The following is a 24,216-nucleotide window of genomic DNA, read 5'->3' as shown; positions in this document are numbered from 1 at the left end:
TTCCATCTAGGGAGGAATATTCATGTTTCTGAAGAGAATTGCATTGGCCGGGTCGGTTGCCGCCTTTTCTGCAAGTGCAGGATATGCCTGCGAAATCGGCGGTCGGGTCAACATTGTTGGCAACGAATTCGCGGCCATTCAGGCCGTCGCCGCCGGTGCGAAGGAGTGCACTGGCGCATCGGTTGACTCCAACCTGACATCCGAGCACCAGACCATCAATGTGGCTGGTCTGTCTGGTAACCCATCGGAATACACAAGTGCCATCATCGCCAACAGCTCGATCGTGGCTCTGATGAACGAAGACGTCATTCGCCCATTGAATGATCTGGTGGAGCAGCATGGTCAGGATCTGCAGCCGGGGCAGCTGATCAAGATCGGCGATGACATCATGGCGGTGGCTTTCATGGCGAACGCCCAGCACCTCATGTATCGCAAGGATGTGCTGGAGCAGGCTGGTGTTGAGGTGCCGAAGACCTACGAGGAACTGCTTGAAGTGGCCGAGGCCATTCGTGAGCAGGGCATCATGCAGAACCCTGTTGGCGGTGCCTATGCATCGGGTTGGAACCTGGCGCAGGAATTCAACAATATGTTCCTGGGTTATGGCGGTAGCCACTTCAAGCCCGGCACAGCTGAGCCCAATGTGAATTCCGAGGCCGGTGTGAATGCGCTGAACATGATGAAGGCGTTGTCAGAGTATATGAACCCTGACTTCCTGACCCATGACTCCAACGCCACCAACGCAGAATATCGTGCGGGCAACGTTGCGATCATGAACATGTGGGGCTCGCGTGCATCACAACAGACCACCACCGAAGGTGTGCTGCAAGAGGTGGTCGACGGTCACGCAATTGGCGCACCGCTGACCGTTGGCGGCGGGGAAACCCCGGCATCGACCCTGTGGTGGGACGGCTGGACCGTCGGCAAAAACATCTCGGATGAAGAAGCCGAAGCCACGTTCATCGCCATGAAACACGGTATCCGCCCAGACATGCTGAATGATGAGACCGCACCGCTGGCGGTTTGGCTGATCGAAGGCTACGAGCCAGCCGCTGATGCCGAAGGCGTGTTTGCAGCAGCTAAGATGGGCACACCCGCCTATCCGATGCTGCCTTACATGGGCCTGATGCACAGCGCGCTGGGAAATGAACTGGCCGACTTTATGCAGGGCAAAGAAAGCGCAGAACAGGCGCTTGCCGATGTCGAGGCAGCCTACCGCGCCGCCGCTATCGAGCAAGGCTATCTGCAGTAAGACGCTCCTTGTGCGGGCGCCGCTGGTAGCCGCCCGCACAAACCAATCGATGCGAGGATTGCAATATGCGCCATAAGACATTCCTTTGGTTCTTCCTGCCCACAGGACTTGCGATGCTGCTGTTCATCGCCATGCCAATCGTCTCGGTCGTGATCCAATCGATCTTCGCACCACATCCTGCTGTTCTATTGGAAGTAGAAAACTGTACACCGCTGATCGGCTGCACAACCGAGACAACCATCGACCAGCAGGCCACCGCCGCCCTGCGTGAGGCACAGCCCCTGGGTCGGTTTGTCGGGCTGGGCATTTATTTCGACCGCGGCCATCTGGCAATTCAGGAAATCAGCCAGATGTGGGCGGCCAACGAAAGCTGGGGTGGCTTTTTCTCGGATCTGAGCAACCTGCCATTCTATCGCGCAATGGCGTTTACGCTGACATTCACCTTCATTGTGACACCACTGACGATCCTGCTGGGTCTGGTGATTGCTCTGGCCGTGAATTCGCTGCATCGGCACCTCAAAGGTCTGATGATCTTCTTCTCGCTTCTGCCCATGATCGTGACGCCGCTGATAGGCTCTCTGATCCTGTTCTGGATGATCGACAGTCGCGGCGTCATCGGCAACGCGCTCGTGTACCTGGCCGGTGACCCGAATTTCAGCCTCAAAGCCTCGACCGGGCTGATGTGGGTTGCTCTGATGGTTTACGGTGTTTGGAGCTCGGCCCCGTTTGCCTTCGTCGTGTTCTATGCCGGGCTGCAAACGCTGCCGCAGGACCAGATCGAAGCCGCGCAGATCGACGGAGCAACGCGCTGGCAACAGGTCAAGTTTGTTGTTGTCCCGCACCTGATGCCGCTGGTCACGTTTGTTGCGCTGATCCAGCTGATGGATAATTTCAAGGTGTTCGAACCCATAATCGGGTTCAGTGCCCAAGCACACGCGCAATCTCTCAGCACCTTCATATTCGACGACCTTGGCGGCGAGACCCGTCAGCTATCATCCGCCGCCGCAACCTCGGTGATGACAATCATCGGAGTCGCCATTCTTCTGTCGCCCGTGCTTGTCCGCACTTGGCGCGACTTCAAAGGAGCACGATAACATGGCCAGCCGCGCACAAAGAATGCCCACAAGCCTTCGGATCGCTTCATCCCTTTTCGTGCTTCTTTGGTTTGTCCTTGCGGCCTTTCCGTTCCTTTGGACGGTTTGGGGGTCGTTCAAAGTCGAACTGGATTTCTTCTCGATTGCAGATTGGACGAACGCCTTGACCGGTGCCCGAACCGAAGCGGTCTATGGTTCGCCATTCACCACAACCGGATATGAGGGTGCGTGGATCCAAGAGGAGTTCTGGCGTAATGTTCTGAACACCGGGATCGTGTGTTTCTTTGTGGTCACCATCTCGCTCACGATTGGCACATTGGGGGGCTATGCCCTTTCGCGGTCGTCCTACAACTACACCTTCTGGTTGCTGATTACCGCGCTAATCTTCCGTGCCATGCCGCCGATCACGCTGGTTTCGGGTTACCTGCTGCCATTCTTTGAATGGAACATCTGGGGCATTCTACCGACCACGATCATCGTCTTGGTGGCGATCAACCAGCCGTTCACCCTGTGGATGCTGCATTCTTTCTTCAAGAACATCCCAAGCGAGTTGGATGAAAGTGCCAAGGTTGATGGCTGCAATCAGTTCCAGGCATTCCGTCGTGTAATCATTCCGGTGATGTGGCCGGGCGTGATTACTACCGGGCTGTTTTCTTTCCTTTTGGCTTATAACGACTTTGCCGTCGGAGCGATGCTGCTCTCTGAAAGCAATCGCACCATGGTGCCGGCCATCGCGGCATTCCTTGGGACAACCCAAACCGAAGGCAATGTGATGTTCGCGGTCGCCGCCGTGGTTTCGGCCACAGTGCCACTGTTTATTCTGGTCATGTTCTTCCAGCGTCAGATTGTGGGCGGGCTGACCGCGGGCGCGGTCAAGGGCTGATGAGCGCTACCGCAAGATATAACGCGATAGGGCGCCACCCGGCGCTCAACCGGTTGCCAAGGGATTTTCTGTCAGAAAACTAAACTCTTTTTTGCGACACGAAGATCACTGGAATAGTTACCGAAGGACGAGAAACATGAAGGGTTCCCGCCCCGAACAAGCCGTGCTGACCAAAGGCACGGATATGAGCAAAACCGAAGCAACCCGCGCTGTCATCGAAGGCATGGTTGACGGGCTGAACGATCACCGCATCGACGATATTGGCGAATTCTTCGCGCAGGGCTTTCGTTGGATGGGCAATCAGGGCTGCGGTACCAAGACCGGCTTGCAGGAGTTTCAGGACAACTGGCAGCGCCCGTTCCAGGCCGCGTTCTCGGACAAAACCTGCGTCGACGAGGCGCGTCTCTATATGGGTGAATGGGCCGCCGCCTTTGGCCGTCAGGAAGCTACCCATTCCGGTGAGTTTTTGGGGATCGCGCCCACCGGGAAAAGGATTGAAATCCGCTACATGGATTTCTGGAAAGTTGTCGACGGGAAGATCGTCGACAATTGGGTGAATGTCGATTTCGCCCATGTTGCTGCTCAGCTTGGCGTTGATCTGTTCAACGGGCAGGGCTGGGAATCATTCGACCGGGGAGAGAGAACTCCGCCCCGGCCCGACAACTGAGGATCAGGACAATGGCTATCGAATATCTCAAACGCGGCAAACCCGAGGCTGACAGAGCAGAGGATGACGCAAAAACACGCGCTGTCGTCGAGGCAACGCTGAAGGATATCGAAACGCGCGGCGATGCGGCTGTGCGCGAATTGTCCGAGAAGTTCGACAATTACTCGCCGGAAAGTTATCGCCTGAGCCAGCAGCAGATCGATGACCTGATCGCCTCGCTGTCTGACCGAGAGCTGGCGGATATCAAGTTCGCACAAGAACAGGTGATGAACTTTGCTCAGGCACAGCGGGATTCGATGCTGGATATCGAGGTCGAAACGCTGCCCGGCGTGATCCTTGGCCATAAGAACATCCCGGTTCAATCTGTGGGGTGCTATGTACCTGGCGGCAAGTTCCCGATGGTGGCGTCGGCGCATATGTCGGTGGCGACAGCCAAAGTGGCTGGAGTGCCGCGGATTATCGCCTGTACCCCTCCGTTCAATGGCAAGCCAAATGCAGCTGTGATCGCGGCGATGCATCTGGGTGGCGCGCATGAGATTTATGTCATGGGAGGCATTCAGGCCGTGGGCGCAATGGCAATTGGCACCGAAACGATTGAGCCTGTGCATATGCTGGTCGGCCCCGGCAACGCCTTTGTCGCCGAAGCCAAACGCCAGCTGTTTGGTCGTGTGGGTATCGACCTGTTCGCAGGGCCGACCGAGACTATGGTCATCGCCGATGAAACCGCCGCCGATGCGGAACTGTGCGCGACCGACCTGCTGGGGCAGGCCGAGCACGGGTATAACAGCCCCTGCGTGCTGCTCACCAATTCGCGCAAACTGGCCGAAGATACGCTGGCTGAGGTTGAGCGCATTCTGGGTATCCTGCCAACCTCGGGCACTGCGCGGGTCAGCTGGGATGAATATGGTGAGGTGATCGTCTGCGATACTTATGACGAGATGCTGCAAGTGGCAGATGATATCGCGTCTGAACATGTGCAGGTAATGACAGACCGCGATGATTGGTTCCTTGAGAATATGACCTGCTACGGCGCGCTGTTCCTTGGACCGCGTACCAATGTGGCAAATGGCGATAAGGTGATCGGCACCAACCACACCCTGCCAACCAAGAAAGCCGGACGGTATACCGGCGGTCTCTGGGTTGGTAAATTCATGAAAACACACAGCTATCAGAAAGTCACCACTGATGAGGCCGCGACTATGGTGGGCGAATTCGGCTCGCGTCTGTGTATGCTCGAAGGTTTTGTGGGCCATGCCGAGCAATGCAACATTAGGGTACGCCGCTACGGTGGGATCAACGTGCCCTATGGCGAAGGCGCGCCCTATCGTGAGGCCGCAGAATGAGTGACGTGCATTCAGCGAACAAAGCGCTGATTGCGCCGCTTCGCGCGGCGATGCACGATTTTGATGAGGTTCGGGTGCAGGCTGCACTAAATGGCGCGCTTGCCCCGGATGCCATGGTTCATATGTCGCATCCCTTTGGGGATCTGGCGGGCCCGCAAGAGCTGTATCAGATCTGCTATGCACCTCTGTTGAAGGCGATGCCCGATCTGGAACGGCGCGATTGGATCGTTGTTGGCGGGCGAACCGAACATGGCGATGACTGGATCGGGTGTGGGGGGCACTACTACGGCAGTTTTTTCGCCGCTTGGCTGGACATTCCGCCAACAGGTCACCTGACCCATATGCGGTTCCACGAATTCTACCGGATCGTCGATGGTCAGGTGGTCGAGGTTCAAGCGCTCTGGGACATTCCCGAGGTCATGATGCAGGCTAACGCCTGGCCGATGGCTCCATCTTTGGGGCTGGAATTCTGTGTGCCGGGTCCATCAACGCAAAACGGGCTCGTACCCGGCCCTTGGGATGAAGCGCAGTCAAAGGTTTCCTGTGATCATATCCTGAACATGTTGGAATACCTTACTAAACATCCAAAACAGGGTGGGCCAGAGGTGATGAAGATGCAGCGGTTCTGGCACCCGCGCATGAATTGGTACGGCCCTGCTGGTATTGGCACCGCACGGGGGATCGCCGGGTTCCGAAACTGGCACCAGATACCGTTTCTGAACGGCATGCCGGATCGCGGGCAACATGCCGAGGAAGTCACCCATCATTTCTTCGGCGATGCGGACTACGCAGCCGTGACGGGTTGGCCCAACATGATCCAGACCGTCACCCATGACGGGTGGATGGGCATCGCCCCGTCGGACAAAAAGATCAGTCTAAGGTCGCTTGATTTCTGGCGGCTTGAGAATGGCTTGATCCGCGAAAATTGGGTATTGGTCGACCTGTTGGATGCCTATCGGCAGCTGGGTGTTGACGTCTTTAGGCGTCTGCGCGAATTCAACAAAGCCCGCGTGCCGGGTGAAATTCCATTTCCGGTCGGCGAGGTCTAAGATGGCTCAATTCCCCACGACACCCAGTTTCAAATTAAATGGCAAACATGCGCTGGTCGCAGGGGCCTCATCCGGCATCGGTATGGCCTGCGCTGTGGCACTGGCCGAACAAGGGGCCGAGGTCACCCTTGCTGCGCGCCGCACAGATGCCCTGAAAGAGATCGCTGCAGATATGACCTCGCGCGGGTGGTCCGCCAATGTGCTCGAACTGGATGTAAGCGATATCGAGGCGACTGCTTCTGCAGTGGCCGAACATGGCCCCTTTGACATCCTTCTGAACTCTGCCGGTTCGGCACGCCACAGCAAGGCCGTCGACACACATGTCGAAGACTTCGACGCGGTGATGAGCATCAACGTCAAAGGCGCGTATTTTCTGACGCAAGCCGTGGCCAAAGGCCTGTTAGAAGCAAGTCGTCCCGGATCACTAATCAACATATCCAGCCAGATGGGCCATGTCGGAGGACGCGAGCGCGCGGTTTATTGCGCGACTAAATTCGCGGTCGAGGGTTTCAGCAAAGCCATGGCGTTGGAATTTGGCCCGGCCAAAATCCGCGTGAACACCATTTGCCCGACCTTCATTCTGACCGATCTGACCCGTCCCACCTTTGACGACCCGGACAAGCGCGCCTGGATTCTGGACAAGATCAAACTGGGCCGTCCGGGCGAAATCGAAGATATCATGGGTGCGGTTGTCTATCTGGCCTCGGATGCTTCGGGGTTGGTGACTGGGACGTCACTGATGGTGGATGGAGGTTGGACAGCGGATTGATGGCAGTGCAAAAAGTCACATCGATGGATGTCGCGCGACTGGCCGGTGTAAGCCAGTCCGCCGTCAGTCGTGTATTCACTCCCGGTGCGTCTGCATCCGCAAAAACAGTCGCGAAAGTTCGCAAAGCTGCCGACCAATTGGGGTACCGGCCCAATGTTCTAGCCCGTGCGGTGGTGTCCGGCAAAAGCCGGATCATCGGGCTTGTCGTGGCGTATTTGAACAACCAGTTCTATCCGGAAGCGCTGGAGAAGCTGACTAACTCGCTTCAGGAACGCGGTTATCATGCGTTGGTTTTCATGGCCTCCAACTCGGCTCAGAACATAGACAAGGTCGTTGGGGAAATCCTTGATTTTCAGGTGGATGGGATCATAACTGCCTCGGTCGCGCTCTCATCCGATCTGTCTGCACGCTGCCAGTCAGCCGGGATACCCATGGTTCTGTTCAACCGGGGTCAGGACGATCCATCGATGTCTTCGGTCACGTCGGATAACCTTGCCGGTGGACGGAAAGTCGCTGACTTCCTGTTGGCCGCTGGGCATAAAAAAATCGGCTACATTGCCGGCTGGGAAGGTGCCTCGACCCAACGAGATCGAGAGACAGGATTTGTCGCAGCGCTAAACGAGGCAAGTATGATGCTGCATAGCCGCGAGATAGGCAACTTTGGGACAGAAGAAGCGAAAGATGCCGCCCGCAGGATGTTTGCCTCGGATCCACCTGACGCTGTCTTTGTTGCCAACGACCATATGGCAATCGCCGTGATGGACACGCTCCGGTTCGAGCTGGGCCTGAGGATCCCAGAAGACGTTTCGGTGGTCGGATATGATGACGTCGCCGTTGCGGCCTGGCCCAGCTACAACCTGACAACGGTCCGACAGCCCGCAAACCGCATGGTGGCTGAAACCGTGGATATATTGCTCAGCAAAATCGACGACCCGCGGATCGCGCCCAAGCAGCTTGAGATCGACGGACCGCTTGTCATTCGTGGATCAGCCCGAATACCTGAAGGATGGAAGACATGAAGGGATTTGATCCCAAATTCAAAGACTTTCCCGACTATATTATCGGTATCACCAAAGAGATCTGGGAAGATCGCGGTATTGCCACGCTGCATGACTACTACGGGGCAGATATCGTTGTGCGCACCCCGGGTTCCGTAGTCGTTGGCAATCAGGGTGTGATTGCGGCCACTATGGCAACGCTGGCCGAGTTTCCCGATCGCACGTTGCTGGGCGAAGATGTCATCTGGTCGGGCACCCCGGAGGAGGGGATGTTGTCCTCACACCGTATCATCTCGACCGCGACCCATATGGGCAACGGTGTTTATGGCAACGCCACGGGCAAGAGACTGGTCTATCGTGTCCTGGCCGACTGCCACGCGATCAACAACAAGATCGATGATGAATGGCTGATCCGGGACCAGAGCGCCATCGTGCAGCAAATGGGCTGGGACCCCAAAGACTACGCCCGCGATCTGATCGCACGCGAGGGTGGCCCCGAGGTTTGCGTACAGCCCTATACACCGTCAAATGAGCAGCCGGGGCCTTACAAGGGCACGGGCAATGACAACGAATGGGGTGAGAAATATACCGATATCCTGAACCGGATCATGAACGCGGATATGAGCGCTGTTGAGGCTGAATATGACCGGGCCGTGCAGTCGGAATATCCCGGGGGCGTAACCGGACATAGCCGGGGACCGGTAGATCGGTTTTGGATGGGGCTACGAGCTTCGTTCCCGAATGCGGCTTTTACCATTCAGCATCAAATCGGCCGAGAGGACCCGATGATGCCTCCTCGCGCGGCGATCCGGTGGACCCTGCATGGCACACATGACGGCTGGGGGGTGTTTGGAAAACCAACCGGAACCGAAGTCTTTGTCCTTGGCATCAGCCACGCAGAGTTCGGTCCCTGGGGTCTGCGCCGCGAATACACACTGTTCGACGAAACATCTGTCTGGAAGCAAATCCTGCTGAAATCCGGCGATCTGTAACATGCCAAATCTTCTGTCAAATCTGGACGCTAGGCAGTCGATGCGGCGCTACCACGCCCATCGGGCCAGCCTACGCGCCCGGCGGCTGAACAACCGCCCTCCGGGATTTGGGGTTTTGAACAAGAAACCCCAATCAAAAGGAAGAAAGACATGAGTACAATTCAATGCCGCATCGTTCGTTATGGCGAGCTGCAACCCTGCAAGACCGCATTCATTGACGCCCATACACCGGGGTCAGACCAAAAAGAGAACTTTACGATCGTCGGCGGTGGCGTCTCGGAAAGCCCGGACCAGCACGTCCATATAACTGACAAGATCGGGTTCAACATCGGTGCGGCAGGGCAACCACCCAAATGCCGCAACTCGCTGCACAGCCACACCACAGCCGAGGTGTTCTTCGTCGCCAAAGGCCGCTGGCGGTTCTTCTGGGGACGCTACGGCACAGCGGGTGAGTTCATCGCCGAAGAAGGCGATATCTTCAACATCCCAACCGGGATCTTCCGCGGGTTCGAAAATGTGGGCCAGGACTACGGCATGATCATGTCGATCCTTGGCGGCGACGATGCGGGCGGCGGCGTGACCTGGGCTCCGCAGGTCATTGAGGACGCACAGGCCCATGGTCTGATGCTAGGCAACAACGGCGTGCTGTATGACAGCAAGAAGGGCGAGGAATTGCCCCATAACGTGCAGCCGATGCCTTTGCTGACGGAAGAAGAACTGAAAGCCTACCCAGAGGTTCCGGTTGAGGAAGTGGTCGGCAAATACGTGGCGCGGTATTGGGACTTGATGGCCTTGTCATCGAACAAACCTGCAGTCGTGATCGGTGAAAACGGCCTGATCAAGGACAAGCCGGGATTCGAGGTTGATTTTCTGGGTCGCGGTTCGGGCCTTTTTACGCCCGTGAAAGCAGACAAACCCGTCGTGCTGATGCCCGCCAGCGGCCATTGGCGCATTTCGATCAACGATGTCGTCACAACCCTGTCCAATGGCGACACAGCCGTGGTGATGCCCGGTGAAAGCTACAGTGCCGAACCCTCGATGACCGGGAATGCCGGTCTCTACCGGATCACGGCCACCGATGATCCGGCAGGCCCGACCTGGACGGGCAGCTAACGACAGTGGCGCGCCCTGCCCAAACGTGGGGCGCGCCATCCGCTGGTCTGCGCGTTGCACAGACGATCAAGACGAAAGAGGTGAACGAATGACCCGCATATTGACCACGCACGTTGGAAGCCTGCCACGCAGTCAGGAGGTTGTGGATTACATCTTCGCCCGCGAGCGTGGGGAAGAGTTCAACCAGGCGGGTTTTGATGCCTCAATGACGGCGGCCGTCTCGGAAACCGTGCTCAAGCAGGTTGAGGCGGGGGTCGATATCGTGTCGGATGGCGAGACCTCGAAGATCTCATATGCGACTTATGTCAAGGACCGCTACACCGGATTTGCCGGGGATAGTCCGCGCAACGCTCCGGCTGACCTCAAGATGTTCCCGGGATTTCTGAAACGATTGGCCGATGATGGCGGCACCCCGCAATATGCGCGCCCAATGTGCGTGGGTGAAGTGCGTTCGAGAGGGCAGGGAGAGCTGCAGAAGGATATCCACAACCTAACGGCGGCGATGGCGCAGCATGGGGTTGATCGCGGGTTCATGAATGCGGCTAGTCCCGGTGTGATTTCCCTGTTTCTGCAGAACGATTTCTATCCAACGCGCGAGGCCTATCTGTCCGCGCTCGCCGATGCCATGAAAGACGAGTACGAGACTATCGTTGCAGCGGGTCTGGATCTGCAACTTGACTGTCCCGATCTGGCTTTGTCTCGCCATATGTTGTTCACCGATCTCTCTGATGATGAGTTCGTCAAAGTCGCCGATATGCATGTCGAAGCCTTGAATCATGCACTGCAAAACGTTCCCGCCGACAAGGTGCGTGTGCATATTTGCTGGGGGAATTACGAAGGGCCGCATTGCTGTGACATCGGCATGGACAAGGTGTTCACGACGCTGATGAACACCAAGTCGCACTATGTATTGTTTGAAACCTCCAACCCGCGCCACGCGCATGAATGGACCGTGTTCCGCGACCGCAAAGGTGAGATCCCCGAGGATAAGGTGCTGGTGCCCGGCGTAGTCGATACAACAACCAATTTCGTTGAACACCCCGAGGTGGTCGCCCAACGTACCCAACGCTTTGTCGATATCGTCGGCGCAGATCGTGTGGTTGCCGGATCGGATTGTGGCTTTGGCACCTTTGCCGGCTTCGGCGCGGTCGATCCAGACATCGCCTATGCCAAGCTGGGGGCTTTGTCCGAAGGGGTTTCCCTGCTCAAATGATCCCACTTGTTCTATTGCCAGGCATGATGTGCGACGCGCGACTGTTTGCTCCGCAGATCGCGGTATTGTCAGGACACAGACCGATTGTAACCGCTCCGATTGGCGGGCGCGATACGGTGGAGGCTGTGGCTACACAAGTGCTGTCCTACGCCCCCCCGCGCTTTGCAATGGCTGGGCTATCCATGGGTGGGATCGTCGCGATGGAGGTTCTGCGTCAAGCCCCCGGTCGAGTTGCCGGTCTGGCCCTGTTGGATACTAATCCACTGGCCGAGAAAGATGAGGTTAAATCCAGACGCCAACCGCAGATCGAAGCAGTCATGCGTGGCCAATTGCGCACCGTTATGGCCGAAGAAATGAAGCCCAACTACCTGACCGATGGCCCAAATCGCAGCACTATTCTGGACTTGTGTATGGAAATGGCTACTGATCTCGGGTCAGATGTTTTTGTCAATCAATCCAAGGCACTACGAGATCGCCCGGATCAAAGCGCAACCTTGCGCGCCTTTGATGGTGCCGCGCTGGTGCTATGCGGGCGAGAGGACACTCTGTGCCCGGTCTCGCGCCATGAGTTGATGCACGCATTGATGCCTCAAAGCCGGTTGGAAATCATCGAAAAGGCAGGCCATCTGCCAACATTGGAACAACCACAGAAAACAACGGCGGCTCTGATCCGCTGGTTGGAGGCGATATGAAACAAACCCTTTTGGATCTGCTCAGTTCGGTCGATACACCAACGGTTTGCAATGCGATTGAAGTGGCGCAGGGTAAGCGTGGGTTCAACGCGTTTACCCGCGGAACCATGTTATGGTCGGACCCCGATGCCAAACCTATGGTCGGATATGCCCGCACCGCAAAGATTGCCGCTGTAAACCCGCCGGCAGAACCGCCAGAGGTGATCCGCCAACGCCGGATGGACTATTACCGGCATATGGCAACCGGGACCGGCCCCGCCGTGACTGTGGTTGAGGATCTGGACTATCCTGATTGCATCGGCGCCTATTGGGGCGAGATCAACAGCACCGTGCACAAGGGGTTCGGCATCAGTGGCGCGCTGACCAACGGTGTGATGCGCGATCTGGGCGATCTGCCGGATGATTTCCCGGTTGTCGCCGGGTCGATCGGGCCAAGCCACGGGTTTGTGCATGTGCGCGAAATCGGCACCCCGGTTTCGATCTTTGGCTTGAAGATCCAGAACGGCGATCTTGTGCATGCCGACCGCCATGGTGCGCTGGTTATTCCGCCCGAGGTTGTGGATCAGCTGGAACAAGCGATTCTCAGACTGCTCGAAACCGAGAAGTTGATCCTGACCCCTGCGCAAGCGGACGGTTTCGATTTCGACGCCTTTGAAACGGCATGGGCCGCGTTTGAAGCCTCGCGGACTTAAACTCGGGATCTGACAGACTTGGACAAGAGGTTTCCAAGGCTGTTTCAAAATCCCAGACTTCTCCGATCGCAACAACCTTTGCCTGATGTAGATAGACGGCTCTATTGCAGGTTTTTTGGCCATTGACGCCCGTGCCGCAAGCGGGTGAATGACTATCGGTGCACTGACGTCAATTATTGCTTTGTTCCGCGTCTTTCGCGTCCAATCGCTTTGCGGCGATAGTACGGTTTGGGCAAGGCCGTCAAAATCGCTTAGCAATGACCGCTCTCACGACATCGACTGCCGAGCAGCATATCCTGTGCAGCGTGTGCGAACGAATGCTGCGTCAGCAAAGCGGGAAGATCCAACGGCGGTTTTGTCCCGCATTTTGCGAGTTCGACCTATCAAAAATTTCGCGCTCGCAGCGAATGAGCGGAAAGCGAGCTGCAGTCGCAGCATTCGAACAAGGCGCTCAAGGTTGGCTATGGGCCATCCATGATGGGGGTGCCTGACCTTACAGACTAACATGTTGCGGTCGATCTAATGGCGGGTGAGAGCCCAACCGACCAGCAGCAGCGAATGTCGGCTTCGCAGCCCGGTGTAGTTTTATTGTCCCGACAACTCCGCCCTATGTGCATCCGCCAGTTCGGCCATGCTGTTGAAACAGAAATTGTAGCTGGGCATCTCACCCGGGTTCATTGTTGCTCCGAACCCTTGCCTTTCATGGCGGCGGTAAATCCAGCAATTTTGGAGCCCGTGTTTGTTGGCCGGACCATGGTCATGGAACATGCTTTCGGCGGTGTGAAGAATGTCTTCTTTTGCGATGCCCTGCCGGGCAAGGGTTTCCAGCATATAGTCGAAGTTGCGATCATTGGGTTTGTAGCTACCAATGTCCTCTGCGGTATGAACGCCGTCAAAATGAACGCCGAGCCGCGCGTTCGATCCTGAAAAGCTTACACTGTCGGTATTAGTCAGGACGACCAGTTTGTAGTGTTGTTTGAGATAGGTGAGTGCGTCACGGCTATCGTCAAATGCAGGCCACTGGCGCACCGAGAGGCCGTATGCTTGGCATTCTTCCCAAGTCACTTCGACACCCCATTCTTCAGCCAAACGACGGCAAACGACTGCAAGAAGATCGGAGTATTTTTTGTTGGGTGTCCAGCATTGCGTCGTGGATTCATGGTAGGCGTGCGCTTCCAGAACGTCGTCGCGTGTCAGGTTTTGTGTGACCTTGTCCGTCAATGGTTTGAGAGCTGTGACCATGCCGCTTTCCCAGTCGATCAGCGTGCCATAAACGTCGAATGCCAGAACCTTGAAGTCCGTCAGTTTCACAGTTTCTCTCTTTCTTGTTGGTATTGACGATTTCGCTGACGCGTCGTCAGGCCCAACGGATCAACCCAATAATTGCCGAAGTTGCGTAGAAGACTTGGAGCAGCAGGAAAGTCCAACGCCGATCTAAAATTGCCCACCCCGCGAACAGAGCTGAAGATACAAGCAGCAGCGAAAATCCAAGCATTTCCGCCCCTACGTTGAGCGCAATCGACAACGCATAAACCATTGCCAAGACGGAACCGATGATCTCGAAAAGAGATGTGAGCTTTCGCGTGTCGCGCCCAACGACATTCGTTTGTGCGATTTCTGTCATTGCTCAGCGCTGCCTTTGCAGAAAGTCTACCAGCAAGGCTGAAATCTTCTCGGGTTGATCTTCCAGTGAGAAGTGACCGCAGTCTTGCAACACATGGAGTTCTGAGCCTGGGATTGCGTCGTGCAGACGATGCGCCCAATCGACAACCTGCCACGCATCATCAGCCCCCCAAATCAGTTGAACTGGGTTCTTGCCAAGCTCGGCATAACGCGGGGCAACTTCATCTGTGTGCTTGGGGTCGTAATGCATGACTTGATGCTGGAAAAAGCTTCCCTGGCCAACCGGACCACAGATGAAATCCAAAAGGGTCTCCATCGACGTTTCTGCCAAACGCTCTTTGTTTTGAACCGTCGAATAGAACCACTCGCGGAAATGCTCACGATGATCGGCGTCTGGTGCTTTGATCAGCTTGTCCAAACCGGCCTTCATCTGCTCATTCGTGCGCTTCGAGGGCCAGCTGTCGTAGCTCACTACATCAATCATGCTGAGCGAGCGAACCCTGTTGGGCGATTGGATGCCAAAGCGCTGTGCAATGCCACCGCCGATGTCATGTGCGATGACGTGCAGATCATCCAGGCCCCAAATGTCGAGCAATCCTTCAAGAATTGGCACTTGGCCGGTGACGGACGTGTCGATTGCCGGGTCGCAAGGGCGTTCCGACAGCCCATATCCCAGCAGGTCGTAGACATGAACTTTGTATCCAGCGGAGACCAGCGAGGGCAAAATGTTGCGCCAGATATATGAGGAGGACGGTGTGCCGTGAATAAGTACCACGGGGCTCCCTTCACCATGCACACCATGAGAGATACGTGTGCCGTTGATGATGACATTTTGATTAACTAGGTGGGTCATGGCGATGCTCTGGATTTTTGGCTTTCGCAAAGCTTAGCTAAGCGATACCATATGAAGCAAATGAATGATTTTCATGCAATGATCATAATTTGTCATGGTGGGAATGGAGAATGTCTAAGAGACTTGAAATAGATTCCTTACGAGCTCTGCTCGCCATCGCTCACTACGGCGGTGTTACGCGGGCAGCCGAACATCTGGCGCTGTCGCAATCCGCCGTCAGTCACAAGATGAGACGTTTGGAGCAAACGTTGGATTGCGACCTTCTCGCGCGTCGAGCGGGTGGGCCATTGTTCACCGAAGCAGGTAAGCGTCTTTGTGACTATGCGCGCCGGATGGTCGACCTGCACGACGAAGCCCTTTCTGATTTGGGTAAGAAATATCTTGCCGGGACCATCCGTTTAGGCATGACGGAGGATACGACCACCAGCGACATCGCTCGGATTCTCGGGCGTTTCACAAGGCTTTACCCCGCAGTCAACGTGCGGACCAGAACCAGCCAAAGTTTGAATGTTCAAGCTTGGCTCGAGGCAGGTGAATTGGACGTTGCAGTGATGCAGATTTTCAATGCCGATGTCGCGAAAGGCGACCTCGTTCTTTTTGACGACACTCTGCATTGGGTGAAATCTCCTGATCTGTCCCTGAACCCCTTGGGGCCGATTCCATTTCTGTCGTTCGACAAAAACTGTTTTTACAGGCAATGGGGCTTCGCTGACGGCCAAGCGCAGGGGCATCACTTTGAAAAGGTGTTGGAATGCCCCAGCGCCGCCGGAATAAAATCCGCCCTCCAATCTGGGCTTGGGGTAGCGCTGTTGAATGGGATGCACCTGTCTGAGGGAATCGAGATCATCGAGGGTGTGTTTCCACCCCCGCCTGACATTACCTTTGTCGCTCGCATCCATCCCAGAAGTAGAACCGAACCCGTGAAGGCGCTCATTGACGAAATCGCACGTGAGCTCCGCGCTTCGATCCCTTTGCGCGCTGCCGGATAGCGCCTCAAAGCAGCCTTTCGGGAACTCGCAGCCAGTGTCTATCTTGTCCGGCAGTCCTGATATTTGATACCGCCGAGTTCGAGCAAGTGCGGCGAATGCCGGAAATCGGGACGAACTCCAAAGATCCGGTGGGCATATTTTCAGGACAAGAAGTCGATCAAGCAGATCTGTCGGGAGCTGCGAGTCTCGCGGAATACGGTTCGCAGGGTGATCCGGTCGGATGCGACGGAGCTCACCTACGAACGGACCATTCAGCCGTTGCCGAAGATCGGGCCCTGGAAAGACATGCTCGACGAGATGCTGTCGGTGAACGCGCGGTAGCCCAAGCGCGAGCGACTGACCCGCATCCGCATCTTCGAGGAACTCCGGGCTCGAGGATATGATGGTGGCTATGATGCGGTCCGGCGATACGCGGCCACGTGGTCCAAGGAGGAAGAGGTGGCATCCGGCGCCGCCTATGTGCCACTGATCTTTGATCCGGGCGAGGCCTACCAATTCGATTGGAGCCACGAGATCGTAGTGATCGGTGGCGCAACCACCACTGTGAAGGTCGCCCATGTCCGGTTCTGCCACAGCCGGATGCTGTTCGTGCGAGCTTATCCGCGTGAGACACAGGAGATGGTCTTCGACGCTCACGACAAGGCGTTTGCCTTCTTTGGCGGAGCTTGCGCTCGGGGGATCTACGACAACATGAAGACCGCGGTGGATACGATCTTCCTTGGCCGTGATCGCGCCTACAACCGCCGTTTCCAGCAGATGTGCGGGCACTACTAGGTTGACCCGGTGGCCTGCACACCTGCCTCGGGCTGGGAGAAGTTGCACGTGGAGAAACAGGTGGGAGTTGTGCGCCGCCGGTTCTTCGTCCCATGACCGAAGTTCAAGAGCTACGTCGAGCTCAACGCCTGGTTCGAGGATCGCTGCGTGGCTTGGGCCAAGTCCAACCCTCACCCCGAGCTTCGGAATCGAACGATCTGTGAGGGGCTTTGTCGCAAACTTAGGCGTGGTTCGAAGCTATCGCTTTGCCTGGACAAGTTTATACTGCGAGCTCTGCAAATTGACGGAATCCGCTTGTCGAAGGCCCAAGCTGCCCCTTCCGGATCATGTTGGCTGTCTCGATTCCCGCAAGTGTCGCGGCGGCAGAGGCGAAGCTCTTGAAGCCGAGCGTCGGCCTCGTGAGCCTCTTTATGAAGCGGTGATCCTGCTCAATAATGTTGTTGAGGTATTTTGATCTGACAGTGTCAATCGTAACCGGTATCCGCAATCGCTTGAACATTTTGTTGATCTCTTTGATCCCGGCCGCATTGCTCCTGCTTTGGTCAATGGTGATCCGTTTCGGAATGCAATTGTTGTGCAGTGCATTGGCGAAGAATTTCTTTGCGGATTTCGTATCTCGCTTCTCGGAAAGTATGAAATCAAAGGTTTGACCGTCACGATCGACGGCCCGGTACAGATAGACCCACTCACCGCGAACCTTCACATAGGTTTCGTCCATGCGCCAAGAATCTGCTGTCTTGGTCTTCCTTTTCTGAGCCGCGCGAGCGGCCAAGGGTGAATACTTCACGACCCAGCGGTTCAGCGTCGCATGATCAACCATCACCCCACGTTCCGCCATGATCTCTTCCAGGTCGCGGTACGAGACGCCGTAGCGAACGTAGAAATAGACCGCGAACAGGATCACAGATTGTGGAAAATGTGCACCTTTGAAGTCGATCACCGGACATTCCCAAATAGCGTTGCAGACCAAACACCAGTTGGATCAAACCGGGCGAAGGTGCAACATGCCCACCAAAGTTTGCGACTCAGCCCGTCGTGTCGTTCGGCCACCATGACCAACTGCAAGGCTATGCGGTAGATATTGCTGAAATTTGGCTAAGGTTTGGTGATGGGTTTACTGCGCAAACGGCTCTTCGTCTTAAGCTGATAGGGATACAACCAGAGATCGCGGGTTGAAGCCCAGATCGGCAGATGGAAACAGGTCATAGGCAATCGCCTGCAAGCGCGTGAGCTCGACCGCCAGATAGCAGAAGCTAAAGTTGCATCAACTGCGCTCAACCGTATGACAAGTCTCGGTGGTGCGAAGTATGAACGCCTCTTCTAGAGTTATGGGGTTTGGGGCAATCTCGCCTCACTTATGATCCGTGCAACACGGCCATTATTGAGCAGGATCACCGGTTCATCAAACGGCTTACGAGGCCGATGCTCGGCTTCAAGAGCTTCGCCTCTAGCGCCGCGACACTTGCGGGGATCGAGACAGCCAACATGATCCGCAAGGGGCAGCTTGGGCCTTCGACAAGCGGCTTCCGTCAATTTGGAGAGCTCGCTGGATAACGACGGCCTGCCAATGCGATAGCTCTGACCGACGACAGTGTTTGCGACACATCTTCCTATACTTCTGTGATCGAATTTTTCTCGTCACTCGTTCACACCCTGCTTTAGCAGGAACTGGTTCTTAAAATTCTTCAGCCCCGGCATGACGTCGGCGTTGGCGATATCATCGCTTGCGTGGATTTCCTGTTCAAGAAAATCCTGTAATGCATCGCTATCGTCGCTGACGAGTTCAATGATCAAATCGTAGCGCCCTGCGACCCATAGAATGAAAACCACCCGAGGGTTCTTTTCAAGGCGCTCGGCCACCTGGCGCGGGGTCACGCCTGTGGCCACATTCAACCCAATCATTGCGTCGGTGGTGTATTCCGTGGCTACGGGATCAGACATCGCGACGATCCGCAACATGTTGTTGTCCCGCAGCCCGCTTACCCTGTTACGAATGGTCCCCTCGGATACATCCAACTGCTGCGCAATTTCAGAAAACGCCATCCGACCATCCTGCTGCAATAGCCGGATGATTTGCTGGTTCAAATCATCCCTTGGGGATCGAATGCTCTGAGTGACGCGCAAGTTAGATTGCTTTTTGACTGACATGTGCATGATGCTCGTTTGCTGTATTCGTAACTCAGATTAAGTTGGGGTATCGAATTCCGCAATTACCCCTTGGGAAACCTATGCACAGAAGTGCGGAAAACGACATCTTTTGACCTCAAAGCCGCAGTTTCCAGGCACCATCTTGCGTGGCTATTGTCGAGTTTTCAGCAATGTTCTGGTGAAATAGTGAACCAAGCTACGAATTCAGCCACAAAATTCGAAATTCGTACTGTTGTGCCGTTTTTTGACCAGATTTCTTCTGATTCTTGCTTAAAGATCTAAAAAATCAGCGGATATCGGATTCCAGGAACATAAACATGCGATATTCGCAATGACCATCAAACCAGCGCGGAGGGACAAGTCTGCGAGCAGACCATCCGCGAGAAACGGTGAAAACCTTGCGCTTAGCTCTCCAACGGCGGGCGCAAGTGGGCAGCGTCGAAGGGAGGAGTAATGACAATTGCCAAGGAAAGCGCAGGGGCAGTTGCCGGGCCTCAGCACGGGCTGATCGCTGAGGCGTATCGCAGCGAAGAGTTCTGGCAGCGGGAGTGCCAGACCGTCCTGGCCAAGAATTGGGTGTTCATCGGGTTTGCCCATCAAATAGCCGATCCCGGCGACGCACATCCTGTTACCTGCGCCGACTTGCCATTGTTGGCGGTGCGCGGCCGTGATGGTGCCATACATGTATTTCACAATGTTTGCCTGCACCGCTGCATGACACTGGTCGACAAACCCAAGAATGTCGGCAAGCTGATCCGCTGCCCCTATCACGCCTGGGCCTATGATCTGGATGGCCGCCTGCGAGCTGCACCGCACTTTGCCGGAACCGGAAAGCAGGAGTTCGACGGTTTCGACATCAAAAACCATCGACTGAAACCGGTCCGCACTCATGTCTGGCACGACTGGATCTTCGTCAATCTGGACGGGAATGCGCCGGATTTCGAAGATTATGCCGCACCCTTGTTCAGCCACCTCGATGGGATGGACTTTGAAAGGTTGGAGCCAATTGGATTGCTCAATTTTGGTGAGATCGACACCAATTGGAAGCTGATCATGGAGAATTTTATCGAGCCCTACCATGTCCAGTTCGTACATGCCTCGACCACCGATCAGCCATTGGAAAACCACTATACCATCATCGATGGTACCTGTATTGGCAGCGCGGTGGACCTGAATGAAGAGCTGGGCACATCCGGCAGCTTGGGTGTCAGCTCTCGCTATCTGACGCTGTATCCCAATTTCATTCTGGGTCGTTATTTCCCGGATCAGCTGGGCGTTTATTTGAACGTGCCCATTGGCCCCGGAAAAATGCGCCAATACCGAGCGCTTTATACCACCGAGGGCCAAAAATTGAGCGCCGAGGAAGTACAAGCTCTCAGGAACCTATGGTGGGATGTCCATAAAGAAGACCACGAGATGGTTGAGCGCATGTTTGAGGGCCGCAAATCCCCGGTCGCCAAGGATGGGGGCCTGTTGTCGCCTGCCTGGGAGGATAGCGTGCGCGCCTTTCAGGATTTGATCGAGCGTGACGTGGCCGGCGCATAAATTAAGAGGAACAAAATCAATGAGTAAACCCATATCGAAAGGGTTTCGTCTGGCCCATACGATGATGCGGGTCACAGATATGGAGAAGTCGCTGGACTTCTATTGCGGAATTCTGGGTATGGAGGTGCTGCGGCGCACGGATTACCCCGAAGGCAAATTCACCAACACATTTATCGGGTATGGGCCCGAGGCCGAGTTTCCAACGCTAGAACTGACCGCCAATTGGGATCAGGACATGCCTTATGACAAGGGTAACGGCTGGGGTCACATCTGCATCGAAACACCGGATGTCTATGCCGCATGCGAACAGCTGGCTGCGGCTGGGGTAAACATCATTCGCCCACCGGGACCGATGAAAAACGGCACAAGGGTCATCGCCTTTTGCGAGGACCCTGACGGTTACAAGGTCGAATTGAACGAATCCATACTGAAACACCTCGCACAGGAAGGCTTATCACATGGGTGACACACCTCAACTTTTCAAATTCGATCTGGTTCAAAACCGCTACGACTCGATGGGTGACAGTGACACCTACATCAAACCGATGGTGACCAGTGAATTCAGCAAGTCCATGTGCGGCGGCATCAATGTACTGAACAACATCAAGGTGCCGTGGGATCTGACCTGCGATGAGATCATTTATTGTCTTGAGGGTACGTTCCGGCTGGTTTGCGACGGCAAGAGCTATGTCTGCAATCGTGGTGACGTGCTGTTTGTCCCCAAGGACAATCACATTTCCTACGAGGCGGACGGCAAGTGCGTGATCTTCTATGCCGCTTACCCTCACAACTGGAAACAGCTTGCCGGGATCACCCAGGTTCCAGGCATTGACCCTGACGATTTTGTACCCGGCTGAGCACTTATTCGCTGAGCGACAAGACAACAGAAACCAGCGCAAACGTCGGGGCGTTACCCTCGGCGGACCAAATCTGATTGCCATTCGATGGGAGGACGCCGAATGCCCAAGGACAATGCCAACACCCGTATCTACTACGAGACATTCCACGACGCTGTTGAGCGAAACCGCTCACGTATTCCAGAAGTTCATCAGCATTTGGAAGAGGCAGGTGTTAAGTATGTGATGGCAGCTTGGATTGACCTGCACGGTATTCCAAAAACTAAACCAGTTCCAATGAGCGACTTTGAACCCCTATGTCTTGGAAAAGGGCCACAATTCGCGGTGCATTCGATTTCGTACGTGCCCGAACTCAGCCCCGCTGACAGCGATCAGGTGGTCGTGCCGGATCTTGACGCCGTATATGTCTGTCCTTGGGACACTTCGATGGCGATCATATTCTCGGACCTCTACTGGGAAGATGCGCCTTATAACGTTTGCCCGCGTCAGGCCCTGAAACGCGCGATGCACGAAGCTGCGCTGGAAGGGTACACCGGTTATGCCGGGGTAGAACCCGAGTTCATCGTAATGAAATACGACGAAGCCGGTCAGCCGGTAAAGGCGTTTGACGACGACCCGGCGCGCGGTGTCCGACCACGGCGTCAGGCTTTTGGCTACGACGTTGAATACTCGATTGACTCGATGGCATTTCTGAAAGACATGATCGACATCATTGAGGGTCAGGGCTGGAACCTGCATGACGTGGTGGCCGAGGGTGCGTATTCGCAGTTCGAGCTGGATTTCCACTACACTAACATGCTTGAGATGTCTGACAGGCTGGCATTCCTGCGCATAACTCTGAAAGAGGTCGCCAAAAAGCACGGGATGTTCGTCACCTTCATGCCAAAACCGACAGTCGGCGACTGGCGGTCCGGTGCGCATATCAACATGTCGATGCAGCATGAAAGCCGTCCCGGTGAAAACATCTTTGAAACCCCCGACGGAGAATGGAGCGACGAAAGCCGATGGGCCGTCGGCGGATTGATGCAGCACGCCGAAGCGATCACTGCGATCACTTGTCCGACGGTGAACTCCTATAACGGGTTGGTGCCTCGTGTCGGTGGGTTTGAGGGTGGCACAGTCACCTGGGCCCCGACCAATATCACCTATGGTTTCAACAATCGCTCGGCCCAGTTCCGCCTGCCGCAGAGCCGCCATTGCATCGAAAACCGCGCCTGCGACATGACCATGAACGTCTATCTGGCAATGGCGATGCATCTGAGTTGCGGAGTTATGGGCATCAAAAACAAGGTAGACCCAGGCAAGCCAACAGATTTCGACCTGTATTCCAAAACCGAAACTGAACTCGCTGAGCTGAGGATCCGGCGTTTGCCGCGGACCTTGCTCAATGCGATCGAAGCCTTGCGCAGTGACGAAATGGCCGAACATGTGATGGGGCCAGTAATGCGTAAATCATACCTCGAATACAAGAACGACGAGTGGGAGCGCTATCATCAATCAGTCACGGATTGGGAAGTGAAGGAATATCTGCGGCTCTACTGAACCTGGGAAGGACCAGATGATGGCGGAATTTCAGATATACGAACTGGGTGACCTACCACTCCTGTCGGGTGACACTTTGAAGGACGCCAAGCTCGCCTATCAGACCTATGGCACATTGTCGGCAACAGGTGACAATGTCATCGTCCTGCCGACCTTTTACACAGGTACAAATTCTCGGAACGAAGGTTTCTTTGGCCCAGGTCGCGCGATTGACCCGGCGCGGCATTTCATTGTCAGTCCAAACCTGTTTGGCAATGGTCGTTCGTCGTCGGCATCGAATACACCTGCTCCGCAGGACGGACCTCGATTTCCGCTGGTACAGATGTGGGACAATATCGCCGCCCAGTATCGGCTGATACGTGATCACTTGGGGATCGAAAAAATCGCCCTTGTCGCTGGCTGGTCAATGGCGGGCTGTCAATCCTACCAATGGGCGGCGCAATACCCGGACATGGTCCAGGCGATCTTGCCCTTTTGCGCGTCGGCCCGAACTTCACCGCATAATTTCGTCTTCCTCGAAGGGGTCAAGGCCGCCCTCTGCGCGGATCAGAATTGGAAAGATGGCAACTATGTTAAGCCGCCCGAGGCAGGTCTCAAGGCTTTTGGGCGCGTGTACGCGGGTTGGGCCTTTTCTCAGACCTTTTACCGCGAGGGGCTCTATCGCCAACTCGGGTTCCAAACCATCGAAGAGCTGATGCAGGATTGGGAGCGCGACCACGTGCTGGGCTGGGACGCGAATGACCTATTGGCCAAGCTTGCAACCTGGCAAGCTGGCGACATCTCTGCCGGACCGCTCTACAATGGGGATTACAAGCAAGCACTGGGTGCGATCAAGGCTCGTGCGATCCTGATGCCGTGTATGCAGGATCTATATTTCCCGCCCGAAGACAATGAAATCGAAGCCCACCACATGTCTAACGCCATCTTCCGTCCATACGACTCGCCATGGGGCCATTGCGCCGCCAACCCTGGCAATGACACGGGCTTTACGGCACAGTTGGATCTCAATATCCACGAGCTTCTGCAGGAATAAGGATCAGAGAATAAATAAGAAATTGGGCTTTGTCGCAAACATTGGCCGGTAGGTTGCACCTTCGCGCGGTTTGATCCAACAGGTGCCTGGTCTGTAAC

Annotated in this window: 24 protein-coding genes and 2 pseudogenes; 21 read left to right on the top strand and 5 right to left on the bottom strand. The window is 55.6% G+C overall.

What is annotated here, in order from left to right:
* The first annotated feature begins 22 nt into the window (after window positions 1–22).
* From Q5Y75_RS21995 to Q5Y75_RS21935, 13 genes are all read left to right on the top strand, one after another.
* Window positions 23–1,249, top strand: coding sequence for an ABC transporter substrate-binding protein (locus Q5Y75_RS21995; protein WP_306201601.1), 1,227 nt, complete (start codon window positions 23–25; stop codon window positions 1,247–1,249).
* Window positions 1,250–1,314: 65 nt separating this feature from the next.
* On the top strand, window positions 1,315–2,343 hold the full coding sequence (locus Q5Y75_RS21990; RefSeq protein WP_306201599.1) for a carbohydrate ABC transporter permease: 1,029 nt from the start codon (window positions 1,315–1,317) through the stop codon (window positions 2,341–2,343).
* A gap of 1 nt (window position 2,344) precedes the next feature.
* A complete protein-coding gene (locus Q5Y75_RS21985) occupies window positions 2,345–3,226 on the top strand; it encodes a carbohydrate ABC transporter permease (RefSeq protein WP_306201597.1) in 882 nt (293 codons plus the stop codon).
* 136 nt (window positions 3,227–3,362) lie between these two features.
* Window positions 3,363–3,893 carry an ester cyclase gene (locus Q5Y75_RS21980; RefSeq protein WP_306201595.1) on the top strand — a complete coding sequence of 177 codons (531 nt, stop codon included), beginning with the start codon at window positions 3,363–3,365 and terminating at the stop codon, window positions 3,891–3,893.
* A gap of 11 nt (window positions 3,894–3,904) precedes the next feature.
* Complete coding sequence (gene hisD, locus Q5Y75_RS21975) at window positions 3,905–5,236, top strand: histidinol dehydrogenase (protein WP_306201594.1); 1,332 nt, start codon at window positions 3,905–3,907, stop codon at window positions 5,234–5,236.
* Window positions 5,233–6,285 carry an ester cyclase gene (locus Q5Y75_RS21970; protein ID WP_306201592.1) on the top strand — a complete coding sequence of 351 codons (1,053 nt, stop codon included), beginning with the start codon at window positions 5,233–5,235 and terminating at the stop codon, window positions 6,283–6,285. The genes hisD and Q5Y75_RS21970 overlap by 4 nt, the downstream gene beginning before the upstream one ends.
* Before the next feature lies 1 nt (window position 6,286).
* Window positions 6,287–7,054, top strand: coding sequence for an SDR family NAD(P)-dependent oxidoreductase (locus tag Q5Y75_RS21965; protein ID WP_306201590.1), 768 nt, complete (start codon window positions 6,287–6,289; stop codon window positions 7,052–7,054).
* On the top strand, window positions 7,054–8,073 hold the full coding sequence (locus Q5Y75_RS21960) for a LacI family DNA-binding transcriptional regulator (RefSeq protein ID WP_306201629.1): 1,020 nt from the start codon (window positions 7,054–7,056) through the stop codon (window positions 8,071–8,073). Before Q5Y75_RS21965 ends, Q5Y75_RS21960 begins: the two co-directional genes overlap by 1 nt.
* Window positions 8,070–9,044 carry a nuclear transport factor 2 family protein gene (locus Q5Y75_RS21955; RefSeq protein ID WP_306201588.1) on the top strand — a complete coding sequence of 325 codons (975 nt, stop codon included), beginning with the start codon at window positions 8,070–8,072 and terminating at the stop codon, window positions 9,042–9,044. The genes Q5Y75_RS21960 and Q5Y75_RS21955 overlap by 4 nt, the downstream gene beginning before the upstream one ends.
* Window positions 9,045–9,194: 150 nt before the next feature.
* Window positions 9,195–10,157, top strand: coding sequence for a cupin domain-containing protein (locus tag Q5Y75_RS21950; protein WP_306201586.1), 963 nt, complete (start codon window positions 9,195–9,197; stop codon window positions 10,155–10,157).
* An 88-nt stretch (window positions 10,158–10,245) separates the two neighbouring features.
* A complete protein-coding gene (locus tag Q5Y75_RS21945) occupies window positions 10,246–11,370 on the top strand; it encodes a cobalamin-independent methionine synthase II family protein (RefSeq protein ID WP_306201584.1) in 1,125 nt (374 codons plus the stop codon).
* Window positions 11,367–12,062 carry an alpha/beta fold hydrolase gene (locus Q5Y75_RS21940; RefSeq protein ID WP_306201582.1) on the top strand — a complete coding sequence of 232 codons (696 nt, stop codon included), beginning with the start codon at window positions 11,367–11,369 and terminating at the stop codon, window positions 12,060–12,062. Before Q5Y75_RS21945 ends, Q5Y75_RS21940 begins: the two co-directional genes overlap by 4 nt.
* Window positions 12,059–12,754 carry an RraA family protein gene (locus tag Q5Y75_RS21935; RefSeq protein ID WP_306201580.1) on the top strand — a complete coding sequence of 232 codons (696 nt, stop codon included), beginning with the start codon at window positions 12,059–12,061 and terminating at the stop codon, window positions 12,752–12,754. Before Q5Y75_RS21940 ends, Q5Y75_RS21935 begins: the two co-directional genes overlap by 4 nt.
* A 585-nt stretch (window positions 12,755–13,339) precedes the next feature.
* Here the strand turns inward: Q5Y75_RS21935 and Q5Y75_RS21930 are convergent.
* From Q5Y75_RS21930 to Q5Y75_RS21920, 3 genes are read right to left on the bottom strand one after another with little or no spacing between them, the layout of a single operon-like run.
* Window positions 13,340–14,065 (bottom strand): haloacid dehalogenase type II, encoded by a 726-nt coding sequence (locus Q5Y75_RS21930; RefSeq protein WP_306201578.1) that lies wholly within the window; start codon window positions 14,063–14,065, stop codon window positions 13,340–13,342.
* A gap of 46 nt (window positions 14,066–14,111) precedes the next feature.
* Window positions 14,112–14,378 (bottom strand): hypothetical protein, encoded by a 267-nt coding sequence (locus Q5Y75_RS21925; RefSeq protein ID WP_306201576.1) that lies wholly within the window; start codon window positions 14,376–14,378, stop codon window positions 14,112–14,114.
* 3 nt (window positions 14,379–14,381) lie between these two features.
* On the bottom strand, window positions 14,382–15,230 hold the full coding sequence (locus Q5Y75_RS21920; protein ID WP_306201575.1) for an alpha/beta fold hydrolase: 849 nt from the start codon (window positions 15,228–15,230) through the stop codon (window positions 14,382–14,384).
* A gap of 110 nt (window positions 15,231–15,340) precedes the next feature.
* Here Q5Y75_RS21920 and Q5Y75_RS21915 point away from each other — a divergent pair, with 110 nt between their 5' ends.
* Window positions 15,341–16,219: a LysR family transcriptional regulator gene (locus tag Q5Y75_RS21915; protein ID WP_306201574.1), complete on the top strand. Its 879-nt coding sequence runs from the start codon at window positions 15,341–15,343 to the stop codon at window positions 16,217–16,219.
* A gap of 66 nt (window positions 16,220–16,285) precedes the next feature.
* A pseudogene (gene istA / locus Q5Y75_RS21910) lies at window positions 16,286–17,191 on the top strand (IS21 family transposase); the annotation flags it as partial.
* Between the two features lie 61 nt (window positions 17,192–17,252).
* Here the strand turns inward: istA and Q5Y75_RS21905 are convergent.
* Window positions 17,253–17,933 carry an IS6 family transposase gene (locus Q5Y75_RS21905; protein WP_306201572.1) on the bottom strand — a complete coding sequence of 227 codons (681 nt, stop codon included), beginning with the start codon at window positions 17,931–17,933 and terminating at the stop codon, window positions 17,253–17,255.
* A gap of 437 nt (window positions 17,934–18,370) precedes the next feature.
* Between Q5Y75_RS21905 and Q5Y75_RS21900 the strand changes: the two are divergent.
* A pseudogene (locus tag Q5Y75_RS21900) lies at window positions 18,371–18,547 on the top strand (DDE-type integrase/transposase/recombinase); the annotation flags it as partial.
* Between the two features lie 84 nt (window positions 18,548–18,631).
* Here Q5Y75_RS21900 and Q5Y75_RS21895 read toward each other — a convergent pair.
* Complete coding sequence (locus Q5Y75_RS21895) at window positions 18,632–19,141, bottom strand: Lrp/AsnC family transcriptional regulator (RefSeq protein ID WP_306201570.1); 510 nt, start codon at window positions 19,139–19,141, stop codon at window positions 18,632–18,634.
* A gap of 453 nt (window positions 19,142–19,594) precedes the next feature.
* On the opposite strand from Q5Y75_RS21895, the gene Q5Y75_RS21890 reads away from it, so the two are divergent.
* The 5 genes from Q5Y75_RS21890 (at window position 19,595) to Q5Y75_RS21870 (ending at window position 24,118) form a co-directional block, all read left to right on the top strand.
* Complete coding sequence (locus tag Q5Y75_RS21890) at window positions 19,595–20,686, top strand: aromatic ring-hydroxylating oxygenase subunit alpha (RefSeq protein WP_306201568.1); 1,092 nt, start codon at window positions 19,595–19,597, stop codon at window positions 20,684–20,686.
* 19 nt (window positions 20,687–20,705) lie between these two features.
* On the top strand, window positions 20,706–21,152 hold the full coding sequence (gene gloA / locus Q5Y75_RS21885; protein ID WP_306201566.1) for a lactoylglutathione lyase: 447 nt from the start codon (window positions 20,706–20,708) through the stop codon (window positions 21,150–21,152).
* Window positions 21,145–21,543, top strand: coding sequence for a cupin domain-containing protein (locus Q5Y75_RS21880; RefSeq protein ID WP_306201564.1), 399 nt, complete (start codon window positions 21,145–21,147; stop codon window positions 21,541–21,543). Before gloA ends, Q5Y75_RS21880 begins: the two co-directional genes overlap by 8 nt.
* A 102-nt stretch (window positions 21,544–21,645) precedes the next feature.
* The gene (locus Q5Y75_RS21875) at window positions 21,646–23,085 is read left to right on the top strand and encodes a glutamine synthetase family protein (RefSeq protein ID WP_306201562.1); all 1,440 of its coding nucleotides are present in this window, start codon (window positions 21,646–21,648) and stop codon (window positions 23,083–23,085) included.
* A gap of 16 nt (window positions 23,086–23,101) precedes the next feature.
* Window positions 23,102–24,118 (top strand): alpha/beta fold hydrolase, encoded by a 1,017-nt coding sequence (locus tag Q5Y75_RS21870; protein WP_306201560.1) that lies wholly within the window; start codon window positions 23,102–23,104, stop codon window positions 24,116–24,118.
* Window positions 24,119–24,216 lie beyond the last annotated feature (98 nt).

The organism is Ruegeria discodermiae (assembly GCF_030758345.1).
Taxonomy (GTDB): domain Bacteria; phylum Pseudomonadota; class Alphaproteobacteria; order Rhodobacterales; family Rhodobacteraceae; genus Ruegeria_C.
The sequence above is the reverse complement of the archived record's forward strand: the minus strand, read 5'-3'. Positions and strand labels throughout refer to the sequence as shown.